The organism is Panacibacter microcysteis (assembly GCF_015831355.1).
GTDB lineage: Bacteria > Bacteroidota > Bacteroidia > Chitinophagales > Chitinophagaceae > Panacibacter > Panacibacter microcysteis.
Window position 1 is genome coordinate 2,594,842 of record NZ_JADWYR010000001.1, and the last position, 22,735, is coordinate 2,617,576.

The following is a 22,735-nucleotide window of genomic DNA, read 5'->3' on the forward strand; positions in this document are numbered from 1 at the left end:
AATAAATTGTTGTTTGACGCTGTGAATGCAACTCTTTCGCCAGATTCTCTTAAAGATTTGTTGGAGCAATCCATTTATATAATGTTTAACAAGTGTTAGTTTTTATGGTGAGCAAGCATATTCATGGTTATAAAAAAAGCGCAGGCCTAACAGACCTGCGCTTGAATGTTGTGAAATCAAAAAGATAACTATTTGCTTTCGCCCGCAACCACCAGCAGGCGCTGTACATTACCAACGATCCACACAATATCATGCTCTTCGAAAATAAGGGTAGAAGGAGGGTTGAGTAATCGTTCGCCTTTTCTTTCTATACCTACAATGATACCCTTTGTTTTTTCGCGGATGGCAGATTCCCGGATGCTTTTACCAATCCACTCCGAGTGTTGCTGTACAGACAATTGCTTTAATGCCACTTCTCTTTTTTGCCTGATCTTGTTACCTGTGCCGGATTTGTATTCTGCATAAGGCCTGAACTGGTTTAGCTGTTCATCGGTGCCGATTACAGTAAGCACATCGCCCGGGAAAAGCAGTTCGCCCCTTACCGGCGCCATAAGGTAGCGGCTGCCTCTTTCTATCATGGCAACGTTTACACCAAACTTCTCCCGGAGTGCCAGTGTTTCCAGCGACTGGCCGGAAAGCTTTGAATCCGGGTGTACTTCAAAATAGGCAATGTGTGCATCCCATGGTGCAAGTACATCTGTATCCTGTGCTTCGCCTGCCAGTTCATTCTGGTAAAGGTTGGTAAGAAAGCGTTTTTCGAGGTTATCGTAGTAGGCCTGTAGTTTTCGTGAAAAAACAGCCAGCAATACAATAATGATGATGGTAACAATAAATGCGGTAGTGGGAGAGAACAATGTATCGCATAAAAGACCAATGAAAAAAAGTGCCAGCCCGATGCGCAATACTTCCAGCATAATGAGCGGGCCACGATAGATGGGCCGCAGCCAGAGGTTGGCGTGCGCTTCTTTCTGAAATCTTCTTACAGACAATGCCCATAAAAATGGTGCAATGAGCAGGAGTGTAACCGATAGCGTGATGAGACTGTTCCAGGTAGAATCTCTGAACAACGGCTGGATATACCTGGTTGACAGAAAAATAACCGCCAGAATAAGCACCGAATAAACAACCATATTGATGCCATAAGACCGCAATACTTTTTTCCAGTTGCCTGCGGTATTGATGCTTTGCATCCCGGAACTGTAGCGGCTTAAACCGGATGTCCACCGGGCGGGTAATTTCTTTGATAAAAAACCATACACAGGTTCAGAAAACCTTATCATGTAAGTGGTGGTAAAAGCCGTAAGTACGGAGATGGCTACAGCCACGGGGTATAGGAAATCTGCTGTTACACCCAGCGTTATGCCCAACGTAGCAATGATAAAAGAAAATTCTCCGATCTGTGAAAGGCTCATACCGGACTGAACAGCGGTTTTGAGCGGCTGCCCGGAAACCAGTGCACCAATGGTCACAAACAGTGGTTTCCCTATCAGCAATAAAACTGTACCGATCAGTATAGGTACATAATGCTCTAACATTAATTCCGGGTTTATCAGCATACCTACAGAAACAAAGAAGACAGCACCAAAGAGATCTTTCACCGGTTGCAACAGGTGCTCTATTTTTTGCCCCTGCAATGTTTCTGCCAGTATAGAACCCATGATAAAAGCACCGAGTGCAGAAGAAAAACCAACATAAGTTGCCAGTGCCACCATACCAAGGCACAATGCCAGTGCCACAATAAGCATGGTTTCATTACTCATTAAATGATGACTTTTCTTAAGCAGTGTTGGTATAAAGAAGATACCCGCCACAAACCATAGTATCAAAAAGAATATCAGCTTCAGTACAGAAGTAGCGAGTTCTCCACCGGAGAATTGCTGGCTTACGGCGATAGTAGATAATAACACAAGTAATACTACTGCAACGAGATCTTCAATTACCAGCACACCCAGCACAACGCCGGTAAATTTCTGGCTCTTTACACCCAGTTCATCAAATGCCCTGATGATGATGGTTGTAGAGCCTATAGCGAGTATACCACCCATGAAAAGACTATCCATGAGCGACCAGCCCATCATGGTGCCCATCAGGTAACCGAGTACGAGCATGGCACCAACTTCAATAATTGCCGTTATGGCTGCTGTACCCCCAACCTTGACGAGCTTTTTAAAACTGAACTCCAGGCCAAGGCCAAACAACAGGAATATAACTCCTATATCGGCCCAAATTTTTACATTCTCTATATCTGTGATGGTGGGGAAAACGTGAAAATTTGGTCCCACGAGAAAACCAGCAATAATATACCCCAGTACAAGTGGTTGCTTAAGCTTTTTAAATATCAATGTTGTAACAGCCGCTGCGCCAAGTATCAGCGCAAGATCTGTAATAAGATGTGGTAAATGTGTCATAGGCTTATCTGCAGGGTTATTAAACCCGGTTATTTGTTTGAAAAATGATTAACAAAACCAAAGAATAAGCGAAGGCTTTACCAAAAAAAATGAAATGAGAACAGGTATATGTATTTAAGCCGGTGTATAAGAATATTGTACCTGTACCGGGGAACAGGAAAGCTTACAAAGTCCGTTGCAGGAGCTGCAACATCTTTTACAGGTACAAATGCCGTAGATTTTAAAACACTTATAATTATTGGCTTTTCACCAGGAGTATTGCTGGCAAATTTTTCGTCGCTGTCATTATGACAAAGAGACGTATTAACATTGCGTTTGGTAGTGTTAATGTTGTGAATGCATGCATGCCTGAGAGCCGGCACCGCACATATTTTAAAGCACTGCCCGTTTGTTGCAAATGCCGATGTTGCAAGCGCAAAAAGAAACAGTAAAGCCAAGTATTGTATTCTTTTTTGCATGCCGCGAAAATACCCATAAAAAATTAAGCGATGCGGGGAAAACTTTACCTGAATCGTTAAAGGATGATGCTGTTTTAGTAAAATGAAAAGGAGACGGGATGTTAAAAATCACGGCATTTCAGGTAAAAACACGCTTGCGTCCGGAATAATCAGGCACTAGCTTTGCAATACTGTTATTGATTGAATTACTAAAGACAGGAGTAAACTATGAAACGCATTTATGTATCCTTTTTCACTACCGTTTTTGTGGCGCTTGTGATGACGATGATCGCTTTTCTTACCAAAAACGATATGCAACACCTGGTGAATATAAATAAGCAAAACCAGGAAATTGTGCAGGATTCTGCAAGCTCCGAAATCAACAGGAGCAACGGGTCTTTTAACTAAACAATGTTCCTGACGTATTGCCGGGCTTTTTGCCCAGGTGCTCATAAGCTTTCAGTGTTACTTCCCTGCCCCTTGGTGTGCGTTGTATAAATCCTTCCTGTATCAGAAATGGCTCATACACTTCTTCGAGTGTACCAGGTTCTTCACCTACTGCTGTTGCAATGGTAGTCAGACCTACCGGTCCTCCTTTGAATTTTTCCACTATCGCACTTAATATACGGTTATCCATTTCGTCAAGTCCGTGCTCGTCTACATTCAGCGCACGCAATGCATGTTGTGTGATGCCGATATCTATAGTACCGTCGTTTAATACCTGGGCAAAATCTCTTACCCTTCTTAACAGGCCATTGGCAATACGTGGCGTACCGCGGCTTCTGCGTGCTATCTCAAAAGCGGCATCGGTTGAAATAGCCGTATTTAAAATAGCCGCGCTTCGCTGAATGATTTTTTTCAATGTTTCCGCATGGTAGTATTCAAGGCGGGATTTTATACCAAACCTGGAGAGCAGCGGGGCTGTAAGTAAACCACTCCTCGTAGTGGCGCCGATTAATGTAAAAGGATTTAAAGTAAGTTGAATGCTGCGGGCATTGGGCCCGCTGTCTATCATTATATCAATACGGTAATCTTCCATTGCAGCATAGAGGTATTCTTCCACTACCGTACTTAACCGGTGTATCTCGTCTATAAACAACACATCATTAGGCTGAAGATTGGTAAGCAGGCCGGCAAGATCACCAGGTTTTTCAATTACCGGGCCACTGGTCTCCCTGATGTTTACACCCAGTTCGTTTGCTACAATCCTCGAAAGCGTTGTTTTCCCCAAACCGGGCGGTCCGTGGAAAAGCACATGATCGAGTGCTTCTCCGCGTATTTTGGCAGCCTTAATAAATATGATAAGATTTTCAATAAGCTGTGGCTGGCCCGAGAACTCATCCAGTTCTTTGGGTCTTATACTGTTTTCGTACTCTTTTTCAGCAGCACTCAGTTGTGTTTTGTCCGTATTTAAATTGGGATTGTTCATTATTTCTTTATCAATATCAAACCTGCAATGATCAATGCTGCACCTGCAGCCTTTTGCAAAGTTATAGGTTGTACCATAGATCCAAACATGCCGTAATGGTCTGCCAGCAGGCTCATAAAAATCTGTCCGCTTACTACCAGCGCAAATGTTAGTGCCACGCCCTGTTGCTGGTTAACCCAGGTGATGTAGCCCACGAATATCGCACCTATCAGTCCACCCAGCCATATATACCACGGCCCGGCCGCGTTATCCTTTACCTGTAGTACGGCGGGGTGGTTGGTTGCAATATTTAATACCAGCAAACAAATAAAACCGGTAAAAAAACTGAGTAGCGAACCCATCAACGGGCCGCCCGTTATTTTTCCCAAACGCGCATTTAGTATGGCCTGTACAGGAACCATAGCGCCGGTGAGCAATGTAAAAAACATCAGCAGGTATTTCATGTACACTTCAGTTTTGAATACTACAAATATGTGCGTATTTGTATGCTTTAAGAAATTTTTATGAAGTTAATTCTAAAATATATTTGCATATACAAATAAAACCCCTTTATCTTTGTGCTGTCAATGAAAACGTCAGAAAGCAGGTTTAGCCAGTGTGTTTATTTTTCTTCTTCGGCATTTGCCCGTAAGATAGAAAAGATAGCCGTAGAAAGCTGGAAGTCCGTAGGGCTTTCACCCAGCCATGGTTACCTGCTTTTATGTGTCTTGGAAGAGCCGGGTATGCAGCCTGGTTGTATTGCACACCAGTTGCAGCTGCAGCCCAGTACCATTACACGTTTGATTGAAAAACTGGAGGAAAAGAAACTCGTGGTTCGTACCACAGAAGGTAAAATAGCCAATGTTTACCCTACACCCAAGGCAAAAGAACTGCACACAGCATTAAAGCAGTGTACCAAAAAGTTCAATGATGCATGCACAGGCATAATCGGTAAAGAGGAAAGCTGTAAGCTGGTAGCCATCATGAATAAAATGGCTGATAAAATGGAAGAATGATTTTTTTTCTCTTAACATTTGTATATACAAATATAATAATCACAAACCAAACACAAGTAAAATGCATTACATTATCACAGGCTCCACAGGCCACATTAGCTCACCACTCACAAAAGCATTGATTGCTGCAGGGCATACTGCTACCGTCATCACTTCCAGGCAAAACAATGTTGCCGCTATTGAAGCACTTGGTGCAAAAGCAGCCGTTGGTTCGGTAGAAGATGTACAGTTTTTGAAAGACACATTCGCCGGTGCCGATGCAGTGTATACCATGGTACCGCCCAACTTTGGCGCTGCCGAATGGAAAAAATGGATCGGCAGTATAGGCCGGAACTATACAGAAGCTATCAAAGCAACAGGTATAAAATATGTTGTAAACCTTAGCAGTGTTGGCGCACACCTGCCTGACGGCGTAGGCCCTGTTAGCGGGTTATACCTTGTTGAGCAGTCATTGAATACGTTGTCTGATGTAAACGTAAAACACCTTCGTCCCGCTTATTTCTACGATAATCTTTACGCCAATATCGGGCTTATCAAACAGGCCGGCATTATCGGTTCTAACTTTAATGTGAACGATAAAAAATTCGTACTCGTAGATACAGCAGATATTGCAGCCGTAGCAGCAAAAGCATTGCTGGAGCTGAATTTTACAGGTCATAGCTACGAGTATATAGCCAGTGATGAAGTTTCCACAGCAGACATTGCAGGCGCAATTGGCAATGCTATCGGTAAACCGGCATTGCCATGGGTTCCTTTTACAGATGAGCAGGCTTTTGAAGGCATGGTGCAGGCTGGCCTTTCCAAAGAAATTGCGGCCAATTATACAGAAATGGGCCACGCTGTAAATTCCGGCACCATGTACGAAGATTATTGGAAAAATCATACACCCGTGTCCGGCAAAACCAAACTGCACGATTTTGCCAAAATATTTGCAACAGCCTATAATGCAGGCTAGGATTGGGTTACAGGCTATGGTACAAAGCCCGGAACCTGTTGTGTCACTCACTTGTACACTATAGCTTTTTTCAGCAACGATACTGCATACCAATGTACGCAGTTAAAGCACCCAACACACGATAAGCAGGTTATAAATCATTACTCGGCAAAAGCGCAAATCAATGAAGACGATCGTTATAACAGAGAAAGGAACATTCGATAACGTAATAGTAAAAGAAGCAGCAATACCTGCTATAGCAGCAGGTGAAGTATTGGTAAAGGTGGCAGCGGCAGGCGTAAACCCGGTAGACTGGAAAGCAGTATTGAATGGTTATTTTAATCCGCCACATGTTTTAGGCAGTGATATAGCTGGTACAATAGAAGCGGTGGGTAAAGATATAAAGCATTTTAAGGCAGGCGATGAAATAATAGGCTCGCTGGAATGGGCAAAGCAGGGCGCTTTTGCTGAGTTTGTGGCAACAGGAGAACAATACATTACACACAAACCGTCTAATCTTTCTTTACAAGAGGCTGCGGCAATACCATTGGCAGCGCTAACCGCATGGCAGGCCTTGTTTGACCATGGTAATTTGCAAAAAGGCCAGCGGGTCGTAATACACGCAGCCGCCGGTGGCGTTGGCTTATTCGCATTACAACTTGCAAAATGGAAAGGCGCATACGTTATAGCCACAGCATCGGAAAGAAACAGGGCATTCCTCTTATCAGAAGGTGCAGATGAAGTAGTAGATTATACAGCGTACAGGCTTACAGAAAAGGTAAACAATGCAGACCTGGTGCTCGACAGCATTGCCACACCTGAAGTACAGCTTGAATCGTTCAAAGCTTTAAAACCTGGTGGAAAATACGTTTCTATAACAGCAGGGCCAAGAGAAGAATTATTGAAAGGATTTGACATCAGCGCCACCAGGTTTTTATTTATCTCTAACCCCGTACAACTGAAGCAAATTGTTGAACTGGTTGAACAGGGTATTGTAAAAGTATGTATTGATAAGGCTTACACCCTTACAGATGCCAAAGCTGCACTTGAATATGTACACCTGGGCAGAACAAGAGGAAAAGTAATCCTTACTGTTGCGTAGAGCGCCAAACTGCAGCCTGCAGATGCCACATGTACTGCAGATGAAGTGATTGCGACGCAACGAAGATGCCATGAAAAACCATAGCCGGTATTATAAAACAGCCGGCAGTTAAAAAACATTTACACATTATCCTTAAACAGGAAAGGTTATGTCAAAGAAAATTGCATTGGTAACCGGTGCCAATAAGGGCATTGGTTTTGAAACCGCCAGGCAACTGGCAAAGGAAGGCGTTATAGTAATAGCAGCCGCAAGAAACGAAGCAAAAGGTAAAGCTGCCACCGCAGCATTACAACAACAGGGTTTTGATGTGGAGTTTCTGCAACTGGATGTAGACAACGCGGCCGATATACAGCGTGCGTACGATTATATCGATCAGAAATATGGCAGGCTGGATATACTGATCAACAATGCCGGCGTGCAACTGGAGAGCAACGGCTGGGGAGAGAATACTGCGCCAAAAATTGAAGACCAGGTGCTAAGAGAAACGCTCGATACAAACTTCTTCAGCGTGGTGCAGCTTACCAATACGTTGTTGCCGCTGTTGAAAAAAAGTAATGCCGGCCGTATTGTTAACCTCAGCAGTATACTTGGTTCACTCAACTTGCATGCAAACCCTGCTTCGCCCATTTATGATTCGAAACTATTTGCATACAACACTTCCAAAACAGCGTTGAATGCTTATACCATTCACCTTGCGCATGCATTGAAAGCTACAAACATTAAAGTAAATGCAGCACACCCGGGCTGGGTTAAGACAGATATGGGTACAGATGCAGCACCAATGAATGTTGCAGATGGCGCCAAAACATCTGTACAGCTTGCACTAACCGGCGAAGACGGGCCGTCCGGAAAATATATACACCTTGGTGAAGAACTGCCCTGGTAATAAATTGTAAGTATTAAGCAAACACAACGTCTGCATAATTATGGAAGCTATGATAACAGCAGCAATAAGAAAACATGTAAGCGAAAAATATACTGACCGCGGCATGTACTATGATGAATACCGCAGGCTGATCGATGCATTTTTAATGGTGGGTAAATCTACCGCCAAAAAAGAAAGCGAGAGCCTGGTAGAATACAGCAAGCTAAATGTGGTTCGGATGAACCGGCTTGATAAAACGACAGCAATCATACCGGAACTGGAAGAAAGGATACGTGCGATAACTGCGCCGCAAACGTGGCTGATACTTACAGAGGGATGGTGTGGTGATGCGGCGCAGATTATTCCGGTATTGCAAAAAATGACGGCACTGAACAATCACATTCAGCTAAAATGTTTGCTGAGAGATGAGAACCTGGAGCTGATGGATCAATACCTTACCAATGGCATCAGCCGCAGTATTCCAAAACTGGTTGTGTTGGATGAAAACAACAACGAGCTGTTTAGCTGGGGTCCGCGGCCGGCTGCATTGCAGGAACTGTACTACCACATGAAAGCAAATGCCATGAACAATGATGTAATTAAAGAAGAGATTCATAAATGGTATGCAAAGGATAAAACAGTAAGCATACAAAAAGATATCCTGGCATTATTGGAAAATATATAGAAGGGTTGGTATGGTGATTAAAAGCATTGAAGCAATTCAGTGCTTTTTTTATAGGGCTAAGCTATATTGCTGCTATTAAGCTTTGGTTGTGTCACTCACTTGTACGTTCAGTTCTATACTCAGCAAGTGCGAAGTTGCAAAAAGATCACAAACAACTTTATAGCGCAGCAGGAAAAGCGTGTGCCACGTTTAGCAGCAGGAAAAGTTTATCATAAAAAATAAACAGCGCAAACATGTTTTTTAAATGTCCATCTTCTCCGGTGTGGGGCAGAGGGAGCGGCTCAACAAATACTTAAGTTTGTTGTACAAAAAAATAACTGATGAAATATAAACTACTTGGAAGAAGCGGGCTGAAAGTATCTGAATTATGCCTGGGCACCATGGGCTTTGGCACGGAAGCGGGATGGGGTGCAGATAAAGAGACAAGCTTCCGGATCATGGAAACCTTTGGCAACGCCGGGGGTAATTTTATGGATACCGCCAACATTTATAAACTTGGTACCAGTGAAAGGATCATCGGGGAATTTATGAGCAGCAGGGACAGGGATTACTGGGTACTCGCAACAAAGTATTCGCTCAGGGATAATACAACAAATCCCAATGCGAGTGGTAACAACCGCAAGAACATGATGCGCAGCGTGGAAGAGAGCCTGAAGCGGTTGAAGACAGCATTTATAGATATACTCTACCTGCATATCTGGGATGACCTTACGCCAATAGATGAAGTATTGCGCGGCCTTGATGATCTGATAAGACAGGGTAAAGTAAATTATGCTGCCATCAGCGATACGCCGGCATGGATCGTATCAAAAGGTAATACAATGGCTGAACTGATGGGTTGGAGCCAGTTTGTTGCATTGCAGGTAGAGTACAGCCTGTTGCAGCGTACACCGGAAAGAGAGCTGTTACCTATGGCAAAACATTTTGGTATGACGGTTACCCCATGGGCGCCCCTTGCCGGTGGCGCATTAACCGGTAAATACCTGCGTGGGGATAAGGGCCGCATTAAAGAAGGCAGCAACCGCTTAAATGAAAACAGCCAGCGCATCACAAAAGAAGTAATGGCTGTTGCAGATAAACTGGGTGTACAGCCCTCGCATGTAGCGCTCAGATGGACGATGCAGCAAGGCGTTTCAGCTATACCAATTGTTGGCGCAACAAAAGCAGGTCAGCTTGAAGAAAATCTTCAAACAACAGCTCTGGTGCTTTCAGCAGAAGATATGCAAAGGCTTGACGAAGCCAGCAAAATAGACCTCGGTTTTCCGGGTAATTTCTTCAAAGAAGATGGTGTAAGGCAAAACAATTTTGGCGGTTTTTACGACAAAATTGAAAAGAGAAATTAGCTCCTGTTCTTCAGGCATATACATGGCGCAGCCGAAGGCTGCGCCATTTTTTTTGATTATTGTCAAATAATACATCACAATAAACAACTAACTTAACTGTAAATAAAGCAGCTTGCACTTTCCAGTTGACATAGCTATAGGCCCCGCAAAGATCTTACTGCATAACATAACCGAGTTCCTTGGCTTCTTTATTGGCTTTCGTTATTTTCTTTACCTGCGTAAGAAGCAGGGAGATATTATCGGGCAGCCTAATCGGGTGTCTATACTTATTGCTGCCATCTTCGGCGCCTTTATCGGGAGCCGCCTGGTTGGCGGGCTGGAAGACCCGGTGAAAATGATTGCCGCTGACAATGTTTTTGTTTATTTCTACCAGCAGAAAACCGTATTGGGTGGGTTTTTAGGTGGCCTGCTCAGCGTAGAACTTGTAAAAAAGATTATCGGGGAACGTACTGCTTCCGGCGACCTTTTTACCTATCCCATCATCCTTGCATTAATCATTGGCCGCATTGGCTGTTTCAGTATGGGTGTGTATGAAGAAACGTATGGATTGCCCACCACTTTGCCATGGGGCATAAAACTGGGCGATGCGTTCTACCGTCACCCTGTTGCTTTATACGAGGTGTTGTTCCTGGTTTTATTATGGTTTACTTTATTGCAACTGGAAGTGAGGTATGCATTGCAGAATGGAGCCCGTTTCAAGTTATTTATGATAGCCTACTGCCTGTTCAGGTTTATGCTCGATTTTGTAAAACCGCATTACACATTCGGCTTTGGTTTATCAACTATACAGGTTACGGCCCTGCTGGGCCTGCTCTATTATTACCGTTATATGGTACAGCCTGCAAGCCTTATCGTGCAAAAACGGCAAATGGTGCAGCAGGCTATCCGATAAGCATCACGTATTGTGTTGTAAGAACCGCAGACGGCGATATGCTTAAGTATACATTTTGCGAAGAAGGAAAACTTACACAGCCCGTTGCAGGATTTTGTGAAGTAGTGATGATGATTGATTTCAGTAAGAGGATTGTTCATTACACCATTATATACTTTATACCATGCCCGAACGGCCATATACCTACTACGATTTTACTGTCAGCCTATGCCCTGAATGTTTTAGAAGGATAGATGCAAAGATTGTATTTGAAGACAACAATGTCTTTATGCTCAAAAGCTGCCCGGATCATGGCTTTCACAAAGTGCTGATTGCTACCGACCGGGAATACTATAAGAATATCCGGAATTACAACAAGCCCAGTGAGATGCCTTTAAAATTCAATACGCAAACGCATTATGGCTGCCCGTACGATTGTGGTTTGTGTGCCGATCATGAACAGCATAGTTGCTTAACCGTGCTGGAAATTACAGACCGCTGTAATCTTACCTGCCCCACCTGCTATGCCATGAGTTCTCCGCATTATGGAAGACACAGAACTTTGGAAGAAGTAGAGCGTATGCTGGATGTAATCGTTGCAAATGAAGGCACGCCTGATGTAGTACAGATCAGTGGGGGAGAGCCCACTGTGCATCCGCAGTTTTTTGAGATACTTGATATTGCCAGGACAAAACCCATCAGGCACCTGATGGTCAATACGAATGGCATACGCATAGCAAAAGACAAAGTATTTGTTGAAAAGCTCGCTTCCTATATGCCCGATTTTGAAATTTACCTGCAGTTTGATTCTTTCAGGCCCGAAGTACTGAAAACGCTGCGCGGGGAAGATCTTACAACGGTACGAAAGAAAGCGCTGGAAAACCTCAATGCTTACAATGTATCAACCACGCTGGTGGTTACCTTGCAGAAAGGCCTAAATGATGATGAAATAGGCCATATCATAGATTACGCGGTTCAGCAACCGTGTGTGCGTGGCGTAACTTTTCAGCCTACGCAGGTAGCAGGAAGGTTGCAGGATTTTAACCCGGCAACCGATCGTATTACGTTAACGGATGTACGGCAGAAAATCCTGGAACAAACCAATGTGTTCCAGCCAAACGATCTCATTCCTGTGCCTTGTAACCCCGATGCACTGGTGATGGGTTATGCGCTAAAACTGGCCGGCCAGGTTTTCCCGATGACACGTTACATAGACCCCGCTCACCTGCTGAATAACAGCCGCAACACCATCGTGTATGAACAGGATGAACAATTGCATGCGCACATGATCAAAATTTTCAGCACCGGTATTTCTGTTGACAGGGTAGAAGACAATTTTAAAGAATTACTTTGTTGCCTGCCACAGGTACATGCACCGGGCCTTACGTACAATAATTTATTCCGGATCGTCATTATGCGCTTTATAGATGCATGGGATTTTGATGTACGTGCCATTAAACGAAGCTGTGTGCACATTGTAAGCAAAGACAACCGCATTATTCCTTTTGAAACAATGAATATGTTTTACCGCGATGATAAGGAGCATATTGTAAAAAAATACCAGCAGCAAAATGCGTAATAGAATTGGTAGGGTGATACATGCAGGTACGGCTTTGCTGATTGGTTTTGCCCTTTTGTACCTTATAATATAAACCACAAACTACCTATATGGGACTATCTTCCAAATTTCTGCTGATCAATATTGCCATTGCAATCGTGATCACTGTTATCATCATGTTTGCCAATGGTGCAAACTTCTCCAATGCGGCAGATTTCGCTATAAGCTTTGGTATCATCTGCCTTATACTGGGCATACTGAATTTACTGGCCGGCATCCTGTTCCTGTTATCCGGTAATCGTGTATGGCGCAGTGTTTTTTTGATCAACGCGGCCATCCTGCTTGTCCTCAGTGGTATATCGTGTGGTGGCGGAGGCGTTTTGGGGTAAACAGGTGTATCATTAGATGGTTGCGGCCGCTGCTTCGTCCAACATCAGTATGCTGTTGGTATGCATACGCATGATCGTTGCAGGAAAAGAAGTACTTATTTCATCATGCACTGCACGTTTAATAACGGGTGCTTTTTTTGCCCCGTTGGCAATCATGATTACCTGCCTGGCTTCAAGCAGATTTTGTAAGCCTAAGGTTATGCCTTTATCAATGGTTACAGGCCCGTTAAAATATTTTTGTCCTACTGTCTGCGTAAGTTCATCCAGTACTATTACGTGTGCGTGATTGTCTATTGAAACACCTGGTTCATTAAATCCAATATGGCCATTCATACCCACACCTACCATCATCAGGTCTATGCCGCCTTTTGCTGCAATATGTGCATTCATCAGGTCGCATTGCTGTTGCAGGTCGCCGGCCATTGCATCGAAGAGGTAGTATTGCGAAGCAGGTAATTGTAGTGGGTTAAACAGGTAAGTATGGAAGAAATTACTGCAGCTTCCTGCGTTTTCCGGCGGTATACCCACCCATTCATCCAGCCCTATAAAACTGCATTGAGAGATGTCGATACCGGTTGATTGTATTTTTTCTGCCAGCAAGGTACACATGCGTTTAGGTGTATCGCCTGATGCAAGACAAATAACGGCATCGGGTTGACGTTTTATACATTCTGCTACTGCATTGGCGGCACGTAACGACATCGCTTCATAATCTTTATCAATCAATATTTCCATAGATCAGTTTATTTGATCAGTTAAAAATGCGGTTATTTCCTGCAGCGTTGCACTAAAGCCTTTTTGCATATACAACGAGGCTGTTGCGTTGGCAAACACAAGGCACTCTGCTAACGAAAGCCCGTATAAAGTTGCTGCCATAAAGCCGGCATTAAAGTTATCGCCTGCACCCGTTAACAATGCCGGCTGTTCTATAAAAAAAGTAGTGGCCTTATAAGCACTGGCCGTAGTATAGCCAATGGAAAATGCGGCTGTATGCAGTATAAGTGTAGTTATTTGAAGCTTTGCCTGTATAGGTGTACCTATATCTTCAATATAACCATTCCACGGTTCGTGGTATAGCACTTCATAAATGCGCCGGCTCTCATTTTTATTCAGGCTCAGCACCACGTTGCAGTATTTTGAAAACTGTTGCAGCAAGGAAAGCATTTCATATACATCATTATCAGCGCGTGTGGAACAATCGCAAAGATCAAAGAATGCAGTCTTCCCTTCTCCTGTACAATGCGGTAATACATCTTCCAGCAAGCCCTTCCAGATACCTGTAGCTGCCGCTAATTCACTCCAGTTAAGCAGTGCATAAACATCGCTTGTTTCATAAATGCTGATGAGTGTTTCAATGCCAATGATCTCTTTTATCGCCTTCCATTGCAGGTGATTGAGTTGTTTCATTTGAGACAGGATGATTTTTCCATCATCAAATTCCAGCGCCGTTGCTGTGCCTGGTTCTGCCAGGCTGTAGCAGCGGCAATTATCCACCAGCTCTTTAAACAGTGGGTGTATTGATGGATAGCCAAGCGCGCCGATACAATTTACCTGAACGCCAACATTGTATAGCGCCTTTGCAGTTATCGGCATATTACCCCCGATCTTTTCCTGTAGCGGTTCCAGCTCCAAACCAAAGCTGCTGCCAGCTTTGGCTGTTATGTAGTTTCCCAATTCTCCTGTAGATGAAAAAAACGATGGTTGTTGCGCGTCGTCTTTTGTTTTTATGATGCGCACAATAGCATCTATAAAACCATCGAAACCTGCAGCCACTTTTTTCTGTGGCAGTATAGTTTCTTTGTTTTGCAGTTGATGAATGAGTGCAGCAATACTATCTTTCATACAGCTTTATACCAGATGCTAAATATAAACGTAGTCTTATAAATACAATGAATTTTTTTGTTGCCGGCTGCAGCGCTGCTATTAAGCGCCTGTTGTGTCACTCACTTGTACTTTCCAGGCATTATTCAGCAGGCAGCGCACGGTGCACAACACGCCTTGTATTATTGCACATGGTTATATGGAAAATAAAAAGTGAAGCAATGTAACTGCAACAAGCTTGTAGAAACAGAACGCCACAGATGCCATAACAACAGAACGCTGAAGGGAGTGACACAACAGGCGGTGCCATAAAAAACAACTGCCTGTTTCATAAAAAACAGATTGTATGCAGCGCCTGTAATGTGCTTCCTTATTGGCTTGCCGAAACCTGGTGCAAAAGTCTACGACTTCCGCTTTGCTTTTTCCCACGTAACTTTTTGTTCGGAGAAAATGTAGCGCCAGATCCCGGCAAGTACTGCGTAGTTCATTACGCAGAAATAATAAGGAATGAACAAAACCTTTATGCGGATACTTCTCTGCTCAAGCAACCAGCCTGAAAAGGCCAGCAGGTAAAAGGAGAATTGTCCAGCTAAAAGTAGTTCATAAAAAAGGGCTTTGGTTTCAAAAACGATAATGATATTTAGTATAAACGCAAGTATCAAAAGGAATGGTGTAATGGTCCACCTCAATACGCGGTGGCTGATGTATTGAAACGACAACACAAAATTTTCAAACGGGTTGAGTAAACTTTTGAGCCGCAACACAGACTGTATGCCGCCCGCTGCAATGCGTATCTTTCTTTTCAGTTCTTCTTTTATATTGGCCGATGGTGTTTCCAGCGCATAAGCTTCCGGCTCGTACACAATGCGGTAACCTTTTTCTGCAATGCGCAGCGATATCATAAAATCATCCAGCACTGTATCCGGCGCTACAGGAATATACAGGTCTGTTCGTATGCTAAACAGTTCGCCGGCTGCACCTACAACAGAATACAACTCGGCATCCCACTTCTTCAGCGCAGATTCATATTTCCAGTAAAACCCTTCCGCCGCCGTAGCATCTGCACTTTCATTGATCTGTACACGCTTCTCCCCGGCAACTGCACCAACAGAGCTGTCTGCATAATGGCGTGCAATATTGATGAGCGCATCTTTGTTTAAAAATGTATTGGCATCCGTAAAAATGGTAATGTCTGTTGTTACCTGCTGCATGGCGCGGTGCATGGCGTGTATCTTGCCTTTACGTTCCGGCGAGTGCAGCAGCTTTATTGTACTGTATTCATTAATGATCTGGGGCGAATGATCAGACGAGCCATCTGTAACAAATACCACGGATAATTTTTTTTCAGGATAACTAAGTGCAAGTGTGTTGGATATTTTTTCTCTTAATATGTCTGCCTCGTTATACGATGCAATGATGAGTGTGCAGGTGGGCAGATCGTTGATGTCAGCATTATTTCTCCTGCGGCCAATAACCAGGCGGCGCAGTTTTACCAGCACGAATAATAAAATACCATAACCAATAAATGTATAGAAAACAATTAGCAGTGATGCCCAAAAGAAGAATATCATGGATATTGAATTAGCTGGTTGTGCAGTGATGTGCTGCGTGTTTGTATAACGCTGTGTGTGCCGAAATAATTTTGCGTGCTGCCGTAAAAAAACAAATAATTTTTTATAGAGTTTTTGTTGCAGGTAATATTATGGAAACTACGGCGTTATATTTATAAAGACATAAATCCAATGATCCATTTTTCTTTACCGGTTTGGGTTAAAGAAATATTAGAAAAGCCGTTACGTTTACAAAATAATGATCCCGCCTTTGTAAGCGAACTACAGCAAAAGCTTCAACGGTTTAATATTTCCAATCCATTAGTGAGTGTGGTTATTCCCGCGTGGAACGAAGAAGAAGGTATACTGCATACACTCATTTCGCTGGCAAACACTTCTACACAACTGCCCGTTGAGCTCATTGTTGTCGACAATAATTCAACTGATGGCACAGCCGCATTGCTGCAGAAACTTGGTATAAAAACTTTACTCGAAACAAAGCAGGGTGTAGGCCATGCAAGAACAGCAGGGTTACATTATGCAAAAGGTAAATATATTCTTACCGGAGATAGTGACACGCTTTATCCGCCGGGGTGGATCACCAGCATGGTAAACCCTATGCTTGGCGATAGTAACGTGTACTGTGTGCATGGAAGTTATTCCTTTTTACCGGGTATACATACACCACGGTGGCAATATGGCTGTTACGAAATGCTGAGCAGTTATGTTATAAAGAAGAAAGAAAAAGAACAGCCATTTTTAAACGTGTTGGGCTACAACAGTGGCTTTATACGCCAGAAAGGTATTGATGTTAACGGTTACGATATTGCGGTGCAACGAACTTTTCGCGGTGTGGCCGGCGGCGATAGCAATGCCTGCGAAGACGGTATGATGGCGCTCCGCTTACAGGAAGCCGGTGGAAAGATAGCCGCTGTATATAATGAAGCAGCAAAAGTGTGGACGAGCGACCGCCGTATAGAAATTGATGGTGGTTTAAGAAAAGCATTAACCCTGCGTGTAAAAAAGCACCTGCTAAAAATTTAAGCCATGTCAATTGTACACACCATCAAATCCAACGACCGCTTAAAGAACTTTGTGCATTGGCTGCTTATACCCAAACACCAGGCAAGGCCACGCACATGGGTAAAGTTTTTTGTAAACCCCGTGTACCACAAAAAGGGTAAAGGCGTTACCATCTGCAGGCGTACACGCATGGATGTGTTGCCTTTTAATCCCTTCAGTATCGGGCATTACAGCACAATTGAAGATTTTGCAACAGTGAACAATGGCGTGGGCCCCGTGCATATAGGAAGCAACACACGCATCGGTATCGGCAATGTGGTAATTGGCCCGGTAAATATTGGCAACGATGTTATTCTTGCACAGAATATCGTTATCAGCGGTCTCAATCATGGTTATAAAGATGTTAGTATACCTATTCACCAGCAGCCGGTTTCAACGGCACTCATTACTATTGAAGATGAATGTTGGATAGGTGCAAATGCAGTCATTACTGCCGGCGTTACCATCGGTAAGCACAGTGTAATTGCAGCCGGCGCGGTTGTTACAAAAGATATACCTGCATACAGCGTAGCTGTTGGCAACCCTGCAAGAGTAATCAGGCGTTACAACCACCAGTTGAAAGACTGGGAAGCCGTTAGCAGCAAAAAGTAAAGGATGATGAAACCGGCTGCAGTACAGGCATTGGGCTCCTGTTGTGTCACTCACTTGTACTGTTGAATCTTTGAGCAGCAACTGCGAAGACCGAAGCAAAGCAATGATCTCTTAGTGTTGTAATAAATTTTTTTTTGACCAGACGAATGAATCAGCAATATCCTAAAGTGTCCATCATTACAGTTAACTTCAACGGAACTGAAGTAACAAGGGCATTATTACACTCGCTCGAAAAACTAACCTGGCCCAATTGGGAAGTAATTGTTGTAGACAATGGCTCCCGAACCCCCTGCAATATTTTAGCACAAGAATTTAGCTGGATAAAATATGTTGAAACAGGTGCCAATCTTGGTTTTGCCGGTGGCAATAATAAAGGCATTGAAGTGGCAGAAGGCGATTACCTGTTGTTATTAAACAACGATACAGAAGTAGCGCCGGATTTTTTAGCACCACTTGTTACGCGTATGCAACAGGATGAACGCATTGGCGTGGTGTGCCCCAAACTATTATATTTTGATCAGCCGGATGTTATACAATTTGCAGGGTTCTCGCCTATTAACCCGGTTACAGGCAGGGGCTTTACCATCGGTTATCTTGAGCAGGACAAAGGACAATACAATACCGCAAAAGAAACATCGAGGGCACACGGTGCAGCCATGATGTTCTCCCGACGGGCATTTAAAAAAGTTGGAATGATGGCCGAGCTTTTCTTTCTCTATTACGAAGAAATGGATTACTGCGAAAGATTTAAAAGAGCCGGTTATACGATCTGGTACGAACCGGCAAGCGTGGTGTGGCATAAAGAATCCATCAGTACCGGCAAAGGCTCTGTACTTAAAACGTACTACTATAGCCGCAACAGGTTATTGTACCTGCGCAGGAACACATCTGGCTTAAAGAAGTTGTTGATGTACCTGTATTACTATGCGGTTGCTGTACCAAAAAATATGTTGCAGTTTGTAAGCAAAAGAGAATGGGACCATATGAATGTCTTCTGGAAAGGGTTTGTATGGAACTTCTCTCATGGTACAAAAGACGTGCATGATCAATAATGTAATAGCAGGGCTTTTGGCGGCATGCCGGAAAGCAGCACGCTGCAGCTGCATACAGCGCTGCAGTACAAGTGAGTGACACAACCAAAGCTGCACAGCGGTATACAGCCCGTCTCATAATAAAAATAAAACGAACAGTATGCGTATAGGAATAGAGGCACAAAGAATTTTTCGTCCTAAAAAACACGGGATGGATATTGTGATTCTTGAAGTGTTGAAACAGTTGCAACACCTGCAATCGGCTGATGAATTTTTTGTATATGCGCAACCAGACAGTGATACCAAAACTTTAACCAACGGCCATAACATCAACCTGCAAATGGCGGGGCCTGCATCGTACCCGGTGTGGGAGCAGAAAGTGCTGCCTGCATCTGTAAAAAAAGATAAGGTGAAGCTCCTGCATTGTACCAGCAATACCGCACCTGTTACAGTAAAAGTACCACTGGTGGTAACAATACATGATATTATTTACCTGGAAAAATGGATGATACGCGAAGGAAGCTGGTACCAGCGGTTTGGTAACCTGTACAGGAGATGGAATGTGCCGAAGATTGCCGACCGTGCTGAAATGATCATTACTGTAAGCGACTATGAAAGAGAACGTATTATAGACGGGCTGCATATAAAGCCCGAAAGAGTGCGAACAATTTATAATGCTTGCGGCACGCACTTTACGCCTGAGCGCGATAGCGTAAAGCTGAAAGCGTTTAAGGAGAAAATGAAGTTGCCCGACAGGTTTATTTTATTCCTCGGTAATACCGACCCCAAGAAAAATTTGCCGAATGTAATAAGGGCGCTGGGCATCATTCATAGTAAGGGCAAACTCGATTTTAAACTGGTAATGCCCGATTTTGGCCGCGATGGATTGCTGAATATCCTGAAGCAACAGCACAATGAACACCTGGTAGATCATATTATGCTTACGGGATATATTCCCAATAATGAATTGCCCGATCTGTACCGGCTTGCAGAAATATTCCTCTATCCGTCATTGCGCGAAAGCTTTGGTATACCTATTCTTGAGGCGATGGCATGTGGCACGCCGGTTATAACCAGCAATACTTCTGCCATGCCCGAAGTAGCCGGTAAAGATGCATTGCTGGTAGACCCGCTGAAAGCAGAACAGATAGCAGAAACCATACTACAGTTGCTGAATAATGATACATTAAGAAAAAATACTGTTGCATACGGTATACAAAGAGCAGCTTCTTTTTCCTGGAGCAAAACAGCAAAAGAAGTGGTCGATGTATACCACACACTCTCATAAGCGTTACATCTTTATGGGAATTTAAGCGCTTGTAGTGGTTGCTACTACAGTCGCTGTGGCTTTACGCTTCTAATTTCGTAATAATAAATCCTTTATATGAAAAGACAATTACTGTGCGCCATGGCTTGTGTGGCACTTATGGCATCCTGCAAGAAGACTGATAATGCTCCGCAGGAGCCTGTCGACCCTGTTGAAACAAACCCCATTGCTCCCGACGGCTTCAACTTTACAACATCAAAAGAAGTAAGTGTAAACGTTGCACTTAAAACAAATGATGATAAGCCACTAAGCGGAGTACTGGTAAACTTTTACAGTACAACAAATGTGAAGAGTGCGCTGTTTACCGCGTTGAGCGATGCCAATGGAAACATTGCAGCAAAGATCGTGGTACCTGCTTATATGGATACTGTATTGATCGATCCATCGTACATTGGCTTATTAAGAAATGCACTCGGTATCATCAATGGAAACAGTATCTCATGCACGATTGGTGGCAGCGAAGGTTACAGCGGAGACATCAAAGCGAATGAAACCAACATCGGCGATCAGCTTGTAGCAAGTACTTTGTCATACGATCATTCAGTTACCGGTAAAGAAAGTGGTATCACCTATAGCTACCTCGGCGGCTATGACAACAATGGCAGGCCGGATAACCGCGAAGCATCAGCTGCTATTTCTGCTGAACTATTGTCCTTCATCAATGCATCTTTACCTGAGCAAAAACCTGTTCCTACCTACCACCCGGATTTCTTAACTGAAAGCGCTGCAACCAACCTCAGCATCGAAAAGCTTTCAGATGTTTGGGTTACGTTTGTGCACGAAGGTGCAGGGTATTACAATTCACTCGGCTATTACACGTACAAAACGGCCAATCCGCCAAAATCTTTAAGTGATATCGATGCAATTAAGATCGCTATACCCAATGCATCGCTTTCCGGTTCGGGTGGTGCTATGCGTTCGGGCGATAAAATCAAAATCGGCAGATTCGATGCGGGTACATCTATTGGGTTTGTGTTGCTGCAAAATGCATGGAACAGCAGTACAAGAAAAGTAAACACAGATGCCACCAAGTTTTTTGGCGATGATTTGCTCAACAATGAAAAAGCAGGCTACAAAAGGCATACGGTGTTGTTGTACGATGATAAAAACAAACTGTTTTTACAGGGCTTCGAAGATCTTCAGCGCGACAATGGCAGTTCTGATAATGATTTTAACGATCTTATTTTTTATGCAACATCCAATCCTGTAGATGGTATTTCTGTAGATAAAGTAAATCCCATCGATAAGCCGATCGATTCAGATGGCGACGGCGTTACAGATGTGTATGATAAATTTCCAAATGATGCTACCAAAGCATACATCCAGTATTTCCCTTCCAAAGATGTTTGGGGCACACTTGCATTTGAAGATCTGTGGCCTTCTACAGGAGATTATGATCTTAACGACCTCGTGGTTAATTACCAGTACACGTTTATCAATAATGCACTGAACAAAACCGTACAGATAAATGCCGACTATACCATCAAAGGCCTTGGCGCAACAAAGAAAAATGGTTTCGCTGTGCAGTTCCCATTTACACAGGATAAAGTAAAATCTGTTACAGGGCAGGTACTCAAAGCGGGTTACATTAAGCAAAATGTAAATGGTACAGAAGCAGGGCAGAAGAATGCAGTGATCGTTCCTTTTGATGATCCCAAATCAATGGTTTCAGATCTTTATGTAAACACTACCATTGGCGGGCCGTATGCCAAGAGCGATACAGCACATGTTGTTGTTACGCTTGCAAGCGCGCTTACTGCGGCCGAGCTTGGCAGCGGGCCTTTTAACCCTTTCATTATTCTTAGCCAGCAAAGAGGTTACGAAGTGCATTTGCCCGGTAAACTTCCAACAGATCTTGCAGATGCAAAATTGTTTGGTACAGGAGAAGACCGTACATCTGCTGCCAAAGCAAAATATTATCTCACGGCAAACAACTGGCCATGGGCACTAAGTTTTGTAGAAGATTTCGAATATCCTTCAGAAGGTAACAACATTTCCAAAGTTTACAACTACTTTCTTAAGTGGGCAGAAACCGGCGGCATGCAAAATGTAGATTGGTACAAAAATGTATCAGGCAACAGGAAGAACGATCTTATCTATAAACACTAACCACTTATAACAACTCAGGAAGCCGCTTTTAATGAGCGGCTTTTTTTGTGTGTACCCAACACCGGTTTGTTATGGCATCGTTCCTTGCGTCGCACTCTTGTACGGCATATCTTTATGCAGCACTTGCGGGTACCGTCACGTTACAATTGGTTACACGTGGTAAAAAGAAGGTCATTAAAAAGATCATCCGCTGTTTTTATAGCTACA

General features: G+C 43.5%; 21 protein-coding genes. 15 read left to right on the plus strand and 6 right to left on the minus strand.

The annotated features are described in order from the left end of the window. Positions 1-188: 188 nt before the first annotated feature. The gene (locus tag I5907_RS10590; protein ID WP_196990683.1) at positions 189-2,408 is read right to left on the minus strand and encodes a monovalent cation:proton antiporter family protein; all 2,220 of its coding nucleotides are present in this window, start codon (positions 2,406-2,408) and stop codon (positions 189-191) included. Between the two features lie 665 nt (positions 2,409-3,073). On the opposite strand from I5907_RS10590, the gene I5907_RS10595 reads away from it, so the two are divergent. Beyond that, positions 3,074-3,253: a hypothetical protein gene (locus I5907_RS10595; RefSeq protein WP_196990684.1), complete on the plus strand. Its 180-nt coding sequence runs from the start codon at positions 3,074-3,076 to the stop codon at positions 3,251-3,253. On the opposite strand, the gene ruvB is transcribed toward I5907_RS10595, so the two are convergent. Next, positions 3,246-4,274, minus strand: coding sequence for a Holliday junction branch migration DNA helicase RuvB (ruvB, locus tag I5907_RS10600; RefSeq protein WP_196990685.1), 1,029 nt, complete (start codon positions 4,272-4,274; stop codon positions 3,246-3,248). The two genes, I5907_RS10595 and ruvB, sit on opposite strands and share 8 nt — an antisense overlap. Beyond that, positions 4,274-4,717, minus strand: coding sequence for a DMT family transporter (locus I5907_RS10605; protein ID WP_196990686.1), 444 nt, complete (start codon positions 4,715-4,717; stop codon positions 4,274-4,276). Before I5907_RS10605 ends, ruvB begins: the two co-directional genes overlap by 1 nt. A 123-nt stretch (positions 4,718-4,840) precedes the next feature. Between I5907_RS10605 and I5907_RS10610 the strand changes: the two genes are divergently transcribed. The 9 genes from I5907_RS10610 (at position 4,841) to I5907_RS10650 (ending at position 13,016) form a co-directional block, all read left to right on the plus strand. Further along, a complete protein-coding gene (locus I5907_RS10610; RefSeq protein ID WP_196990687.1) occupies positions 4,841-5,269 on the plus strand; it encodes a MarR family winged helix-turn-helix transcriptional regulator in 429 nt (142 codons plus the stop codon). Between the two features lie 61 nt (positions 5,270-5,330). Then, complete coding sequence (locus tag I5907_RS10615; protein WP_196990688.1) at positions 5,331-6,224, plus strand: NmrA family NAD(P)-binding protein; 894 nt, start codon at positions 5,331-5,333, stop codon at positions 6,222-6,224. A 163-nt stretch (positions 6,225-6,387) separates the two neighbouring features. Next, positions 6,388-7,305 carry an NADP-dependent oxidoreductase gene (locus I5907_RS10620; RefSeq protein WP_196990689.1) on the plus strand — a complete coding sequence of 306 codons (918 nt, stop codon included), beginning with the start codon at positions 6,388-6,390 and terminating at the stop codon, positions 7,303-7,305. A 148-nt stretch (positions 7,306-7,453) separates the two neighbouring features. Next, the gene (locus tag I5907_RS10625; RefSeq protein WP_196990690.1) at positions 7,454-8,191 is read left to right on the plus strand and encodes an SDR family oxidoreductase; all 738 of its coding nucleotides are present in this window, start codon (positions 7,454-7,456) and stop codon (positions 8,189-8,191) included. Positions 8,192-8,240: 49 nt separating this feature from the next. Next, positions 8,241-8,855 carry a thioredoxin family protein gene (locus I5907_RS10630; RefSeq protein WP_196990691.1) on the plus strand — a complete coding sequence of 205 codons (615 nt, stop codon included), beginning with the start codon at positions 8,241-8,243 and terminating at the stop codon, positions 8,853-8,855. 320 nt (positions 8,856-9,175) lie between these two features. Further along, positions 9,176-10,198, plus strand: a complete 1,023-nt coding sequence (locus I5907_RS10635) for an aldo/keto reductase (protein ID WP_196990692.1) — start codon at positions 9,176-9,178, stop codon at positions 10,196-10,198. A 112-nt stretch (positions 10,199-10,310) separates the two neighbouring features. Continuing rightward, positions 10,311-11,090, plus strand: a complete 780-nt coding sequence (locus I5907_RS10640) for a prolipoprotein diacylglyceryl transferase (protein ID WP_196990693.1) — start codon at positions 10,311-10,313, stop codon at positions 11,088-11,090. 163 nt (positions 11,091-11,253) lie between these two features. Further along, positions 11,254-12,648 carry a radical SAM protein gene (locus tag I5907_RS10645; RefSeq protein WP_196990694.1) on the plus strand — a complete coding sequence of 465 codons (1,395 nt, stop codon included), beginning with the start codon at positions 11,254-11,256 and terminating at the stop codon, positions 12,646-12,648. Positions 12,649-12,737: 89 nt separating this feature from the next. Next, positions 12,738-13,016, plus strand: coding sequence for a hypothetical protein (locus I5907_RS10650; protein ID WP_196990695.1), 279 nt, complete (start codon positions 12,738-12,740; stop codon positions 13,014-13,016). A 12-nt stretch (positions 13,017-13,028) separates the two neighbouring features. On the opposite strand, the gene I5907_RS10655 is transcribed toward I5907_RS10650, so the two are convergent. The 3 genes from I5907_RS10655 to I5907_RS10665 all read right to left on the minus strand — a co-directional run bounded on the left by I5907_RS10655 (position 13,029) and on the right by I5907_RS10665 (position 16,408). After that, a complete protein-coding gene (locus I5907_RS10655) occupies positions 13,029-13,751 on the minus strand; it encodes a 6-phosphogluconolactonase (protein WP_196990696.1) in 723 nt (240 codons plus the stop codon). A gap of 3 nt (positions 13,752-13,754) precedes the next feature. Further along, positions 13,755-14,858 (minus strand): PfkB family carbohydrate kinase, encoded by a 1,104-nt coding sequence (locus I5907_RS10660; RefSeq protein WP_196990697.1) that lies wholly within the window; start codon positions 14,856-14,858, stop codon positions 13,755-13,757. Between the two features lie 380 nt (positions 14,859-15,238). Beyond that, on the minus strand, positions 15,239-16,408 hold the full coding sequence (locus I5907_RS10665; RefSeq protein ID WP_196990698.1) for a glycosyltransferase family 2 protein: 1,170 nt from the start codon (positions 16,406-16,408) through the stop codon (positions 15,239-15,241). A gap of 171 nt (positions 16,409-16,579) precedes the next feature. On the opposite strand from I5907_RS10665, the gene I5907_RS10670 reads away from it, so the two are divergent. The 5 genes from I5907_RS10670 to I5907_RS10690 all read left to right on the plus strand — a co-directional run bounded on the left by I5907_RS10670 (position 16,580) and on the right by I5907_RS10690 (position 22,528). Continuing rightward, positions 16,580-17,431 (plus strand): glycosyltransferase family 2 protein, encoded by an 852-nt coding sequence (locus tag I5907_RS10670; protein WP_196990699.1) that lies wholly within the window; start codon positions 16,580-16,582, stop codon positions 17,429-17,431. 3 nt (positions 17,432-17,434) lie between these two features. Beyond that, positions 17,435-18,061 (plus strand): acyltransferase, encoded by a 627-nt coding sequence (locus I5907_RS10675; protein ID WP_196990700.1) that lies wholly within the window; start codon positions 17,435-17,437, stop codon positions 18,059-18,061. 134 nt (positions 18,062-18,195) lie between these two features. Continuing rightward, a complete protein-coding gene (locus I5907_RS10680; protein WP_196990701.1) occupies positions 18,196-19,113 on the plus strand; it encodes a glycosyltransferase family 2 protein in 918 nt (305 codons plus the stop codon). A gap of 139 nt (positions 19,114-19,252) precedes the next feature. Further along, positions 19,253-20,380, plus strand: a complete 1,128-nt coding sequence (locus tag I5907_RS10685; protein WP_196990702.1) for a glycosyltransferase family 4 protein — start codon at positions 19,253-19,255, stop codon at positions 20,378-20,380. Positions 20,381-20,476: 96 nt separating this feature from the next. Further along, the gene (locus I5907_RS10690; RefSeq protein WP_196990703.1) at positions 20,477-22,528 is read left to right on the plus strand and encodes an LruC domain-containing protein; all 2,052 of its coding nucleotides are present in this window, start codon (positions 20,477-20,479) and stop codon (positions 22,526-22,528) included. Positions 22,529-22,735 lie beyond the last annotated feature (207 nt).

Coding starts and splice junctions, on each gene's coding strand:
- I5907_RS10590 (WP_196990683.1), bottom strand. CDS start 2,408: ATGACACATTTACCACATCTTATTACAGATCTTGCGCTGATACTTGGC.
- I5907_RS10675 (WP_196990700.1), top strand. CDS start 17,435: ATGTCAATTGTACACACCATCAAATCCAACGACCGCTTAAAGAACTTT.
- I5907_RS10625 (WP_196990690.1), top strand. CDS start 7,454: ATGTCAAAGAAAATTGCATTGGTAACCGGTGCCAATAAGGGCATTGGT.
- I5907_RS10665 (WP_196990698.1), bottom strand. CDS start 16,408: ATGATATTCTTCTTTTGGGCATCACTGCTAATTGTTTTCTATACATTT.
- I5907_RS10620 (WP_196990689.1), top strand. CDS start 6,388: ATGAAGACGATCGTTATAACAGAGAAAGGAACATTCGATAACGTAATA.
- I5907_RS10655 (WP_196990696.1), bottom strand. CDS start 13,751: ATGGAAATATTGATTGATAAAGATTATGAAGCGATGTCGTTACGTGCC.
- I5907_RS10630 (WP_196990691.1), top strand. CDS start 8,241: ATGATAACAGCAGCAATAAGAAAACATGTAAGCGAAAAATATACTGAC.
- I5907_RS10635 (WP_196990692.1), top strand. CDS start 9,176: ATGAAATATAAACTACTTGGAAGAAGCGGGCTGAAAGTATCTGAATTA.
- I5907_RS10685 (WP_196990702.1), top strand. CDS start 19,253: ATGCGTATAGGAATAGAGGCACAAAGAATTTTTCGTCCTAAAAAACAC.
- I5907_RS10645 (WP_196990694.1), top strand. CDS start 11,254: ATGCCCGAACGGCCATATACCTACTACGATTTTACTGTCAGCCTATGC.
- ruvB (WP_196990685.1), bottom strand. CDS start 4,274: ATGAACAATCCCAATTTAAATACGGACAAAACACAACTGAGTGCTGCT.
- I5907_RS10595 (WP_196990684.1), top strand. CDS start 3,074: ATGAAACGCATTTATGTATCCTTTTTCACTACCGTTTTTGTGGCGCTT.
- I5907_RS10615 (WP_196990688.1), top strand. CDS start 5,331: ATGCATTACATTATCACAGGCTCCACAGGCCACATTAGCTCACCACTC.
- I5907_RS10650 (WP_196990695.1), top strand. CDS start 12,738: ATGGGACTATCTTCCAAATTTCTGCTGATCAATATTGCCATTGCAATC.
- I5907_RS10605 (WP_196990686.1), bottom strand. CDS start 4,717: ATGAAATACCTGCTGATGTTTTTTACATTGCTCACCGGCGCTATGGTT.
- I5907_RS10690 (WP_196990703.1), top strand. CDS start 20,477: ATGAAAAGACAATTACTGTGCGCCATGGCTTGTGTGGCACTTATGGCA.
- I5907_RS10670 (WP_196990699.1), top strand. CDS start 16,580: ATGATCCATTTTTCTTTACCGGTTTGGGTTAAAGAAATATTAGAAAAG.
- I5907_RS10660 (WP_196990697.1), bottom strand. CDS start 14,858: ATGAAAGATAGTATTGCTGCACTCATTCATCAACTGCAAAACAAAGAA.
- I5907_RS10610 (WP_196990687.1), top strand. CDS start 4,841: ATGAAAACGTCAGAAAGCAGGTTTAGCCAGTGTGTTTATTTTTCTTCT.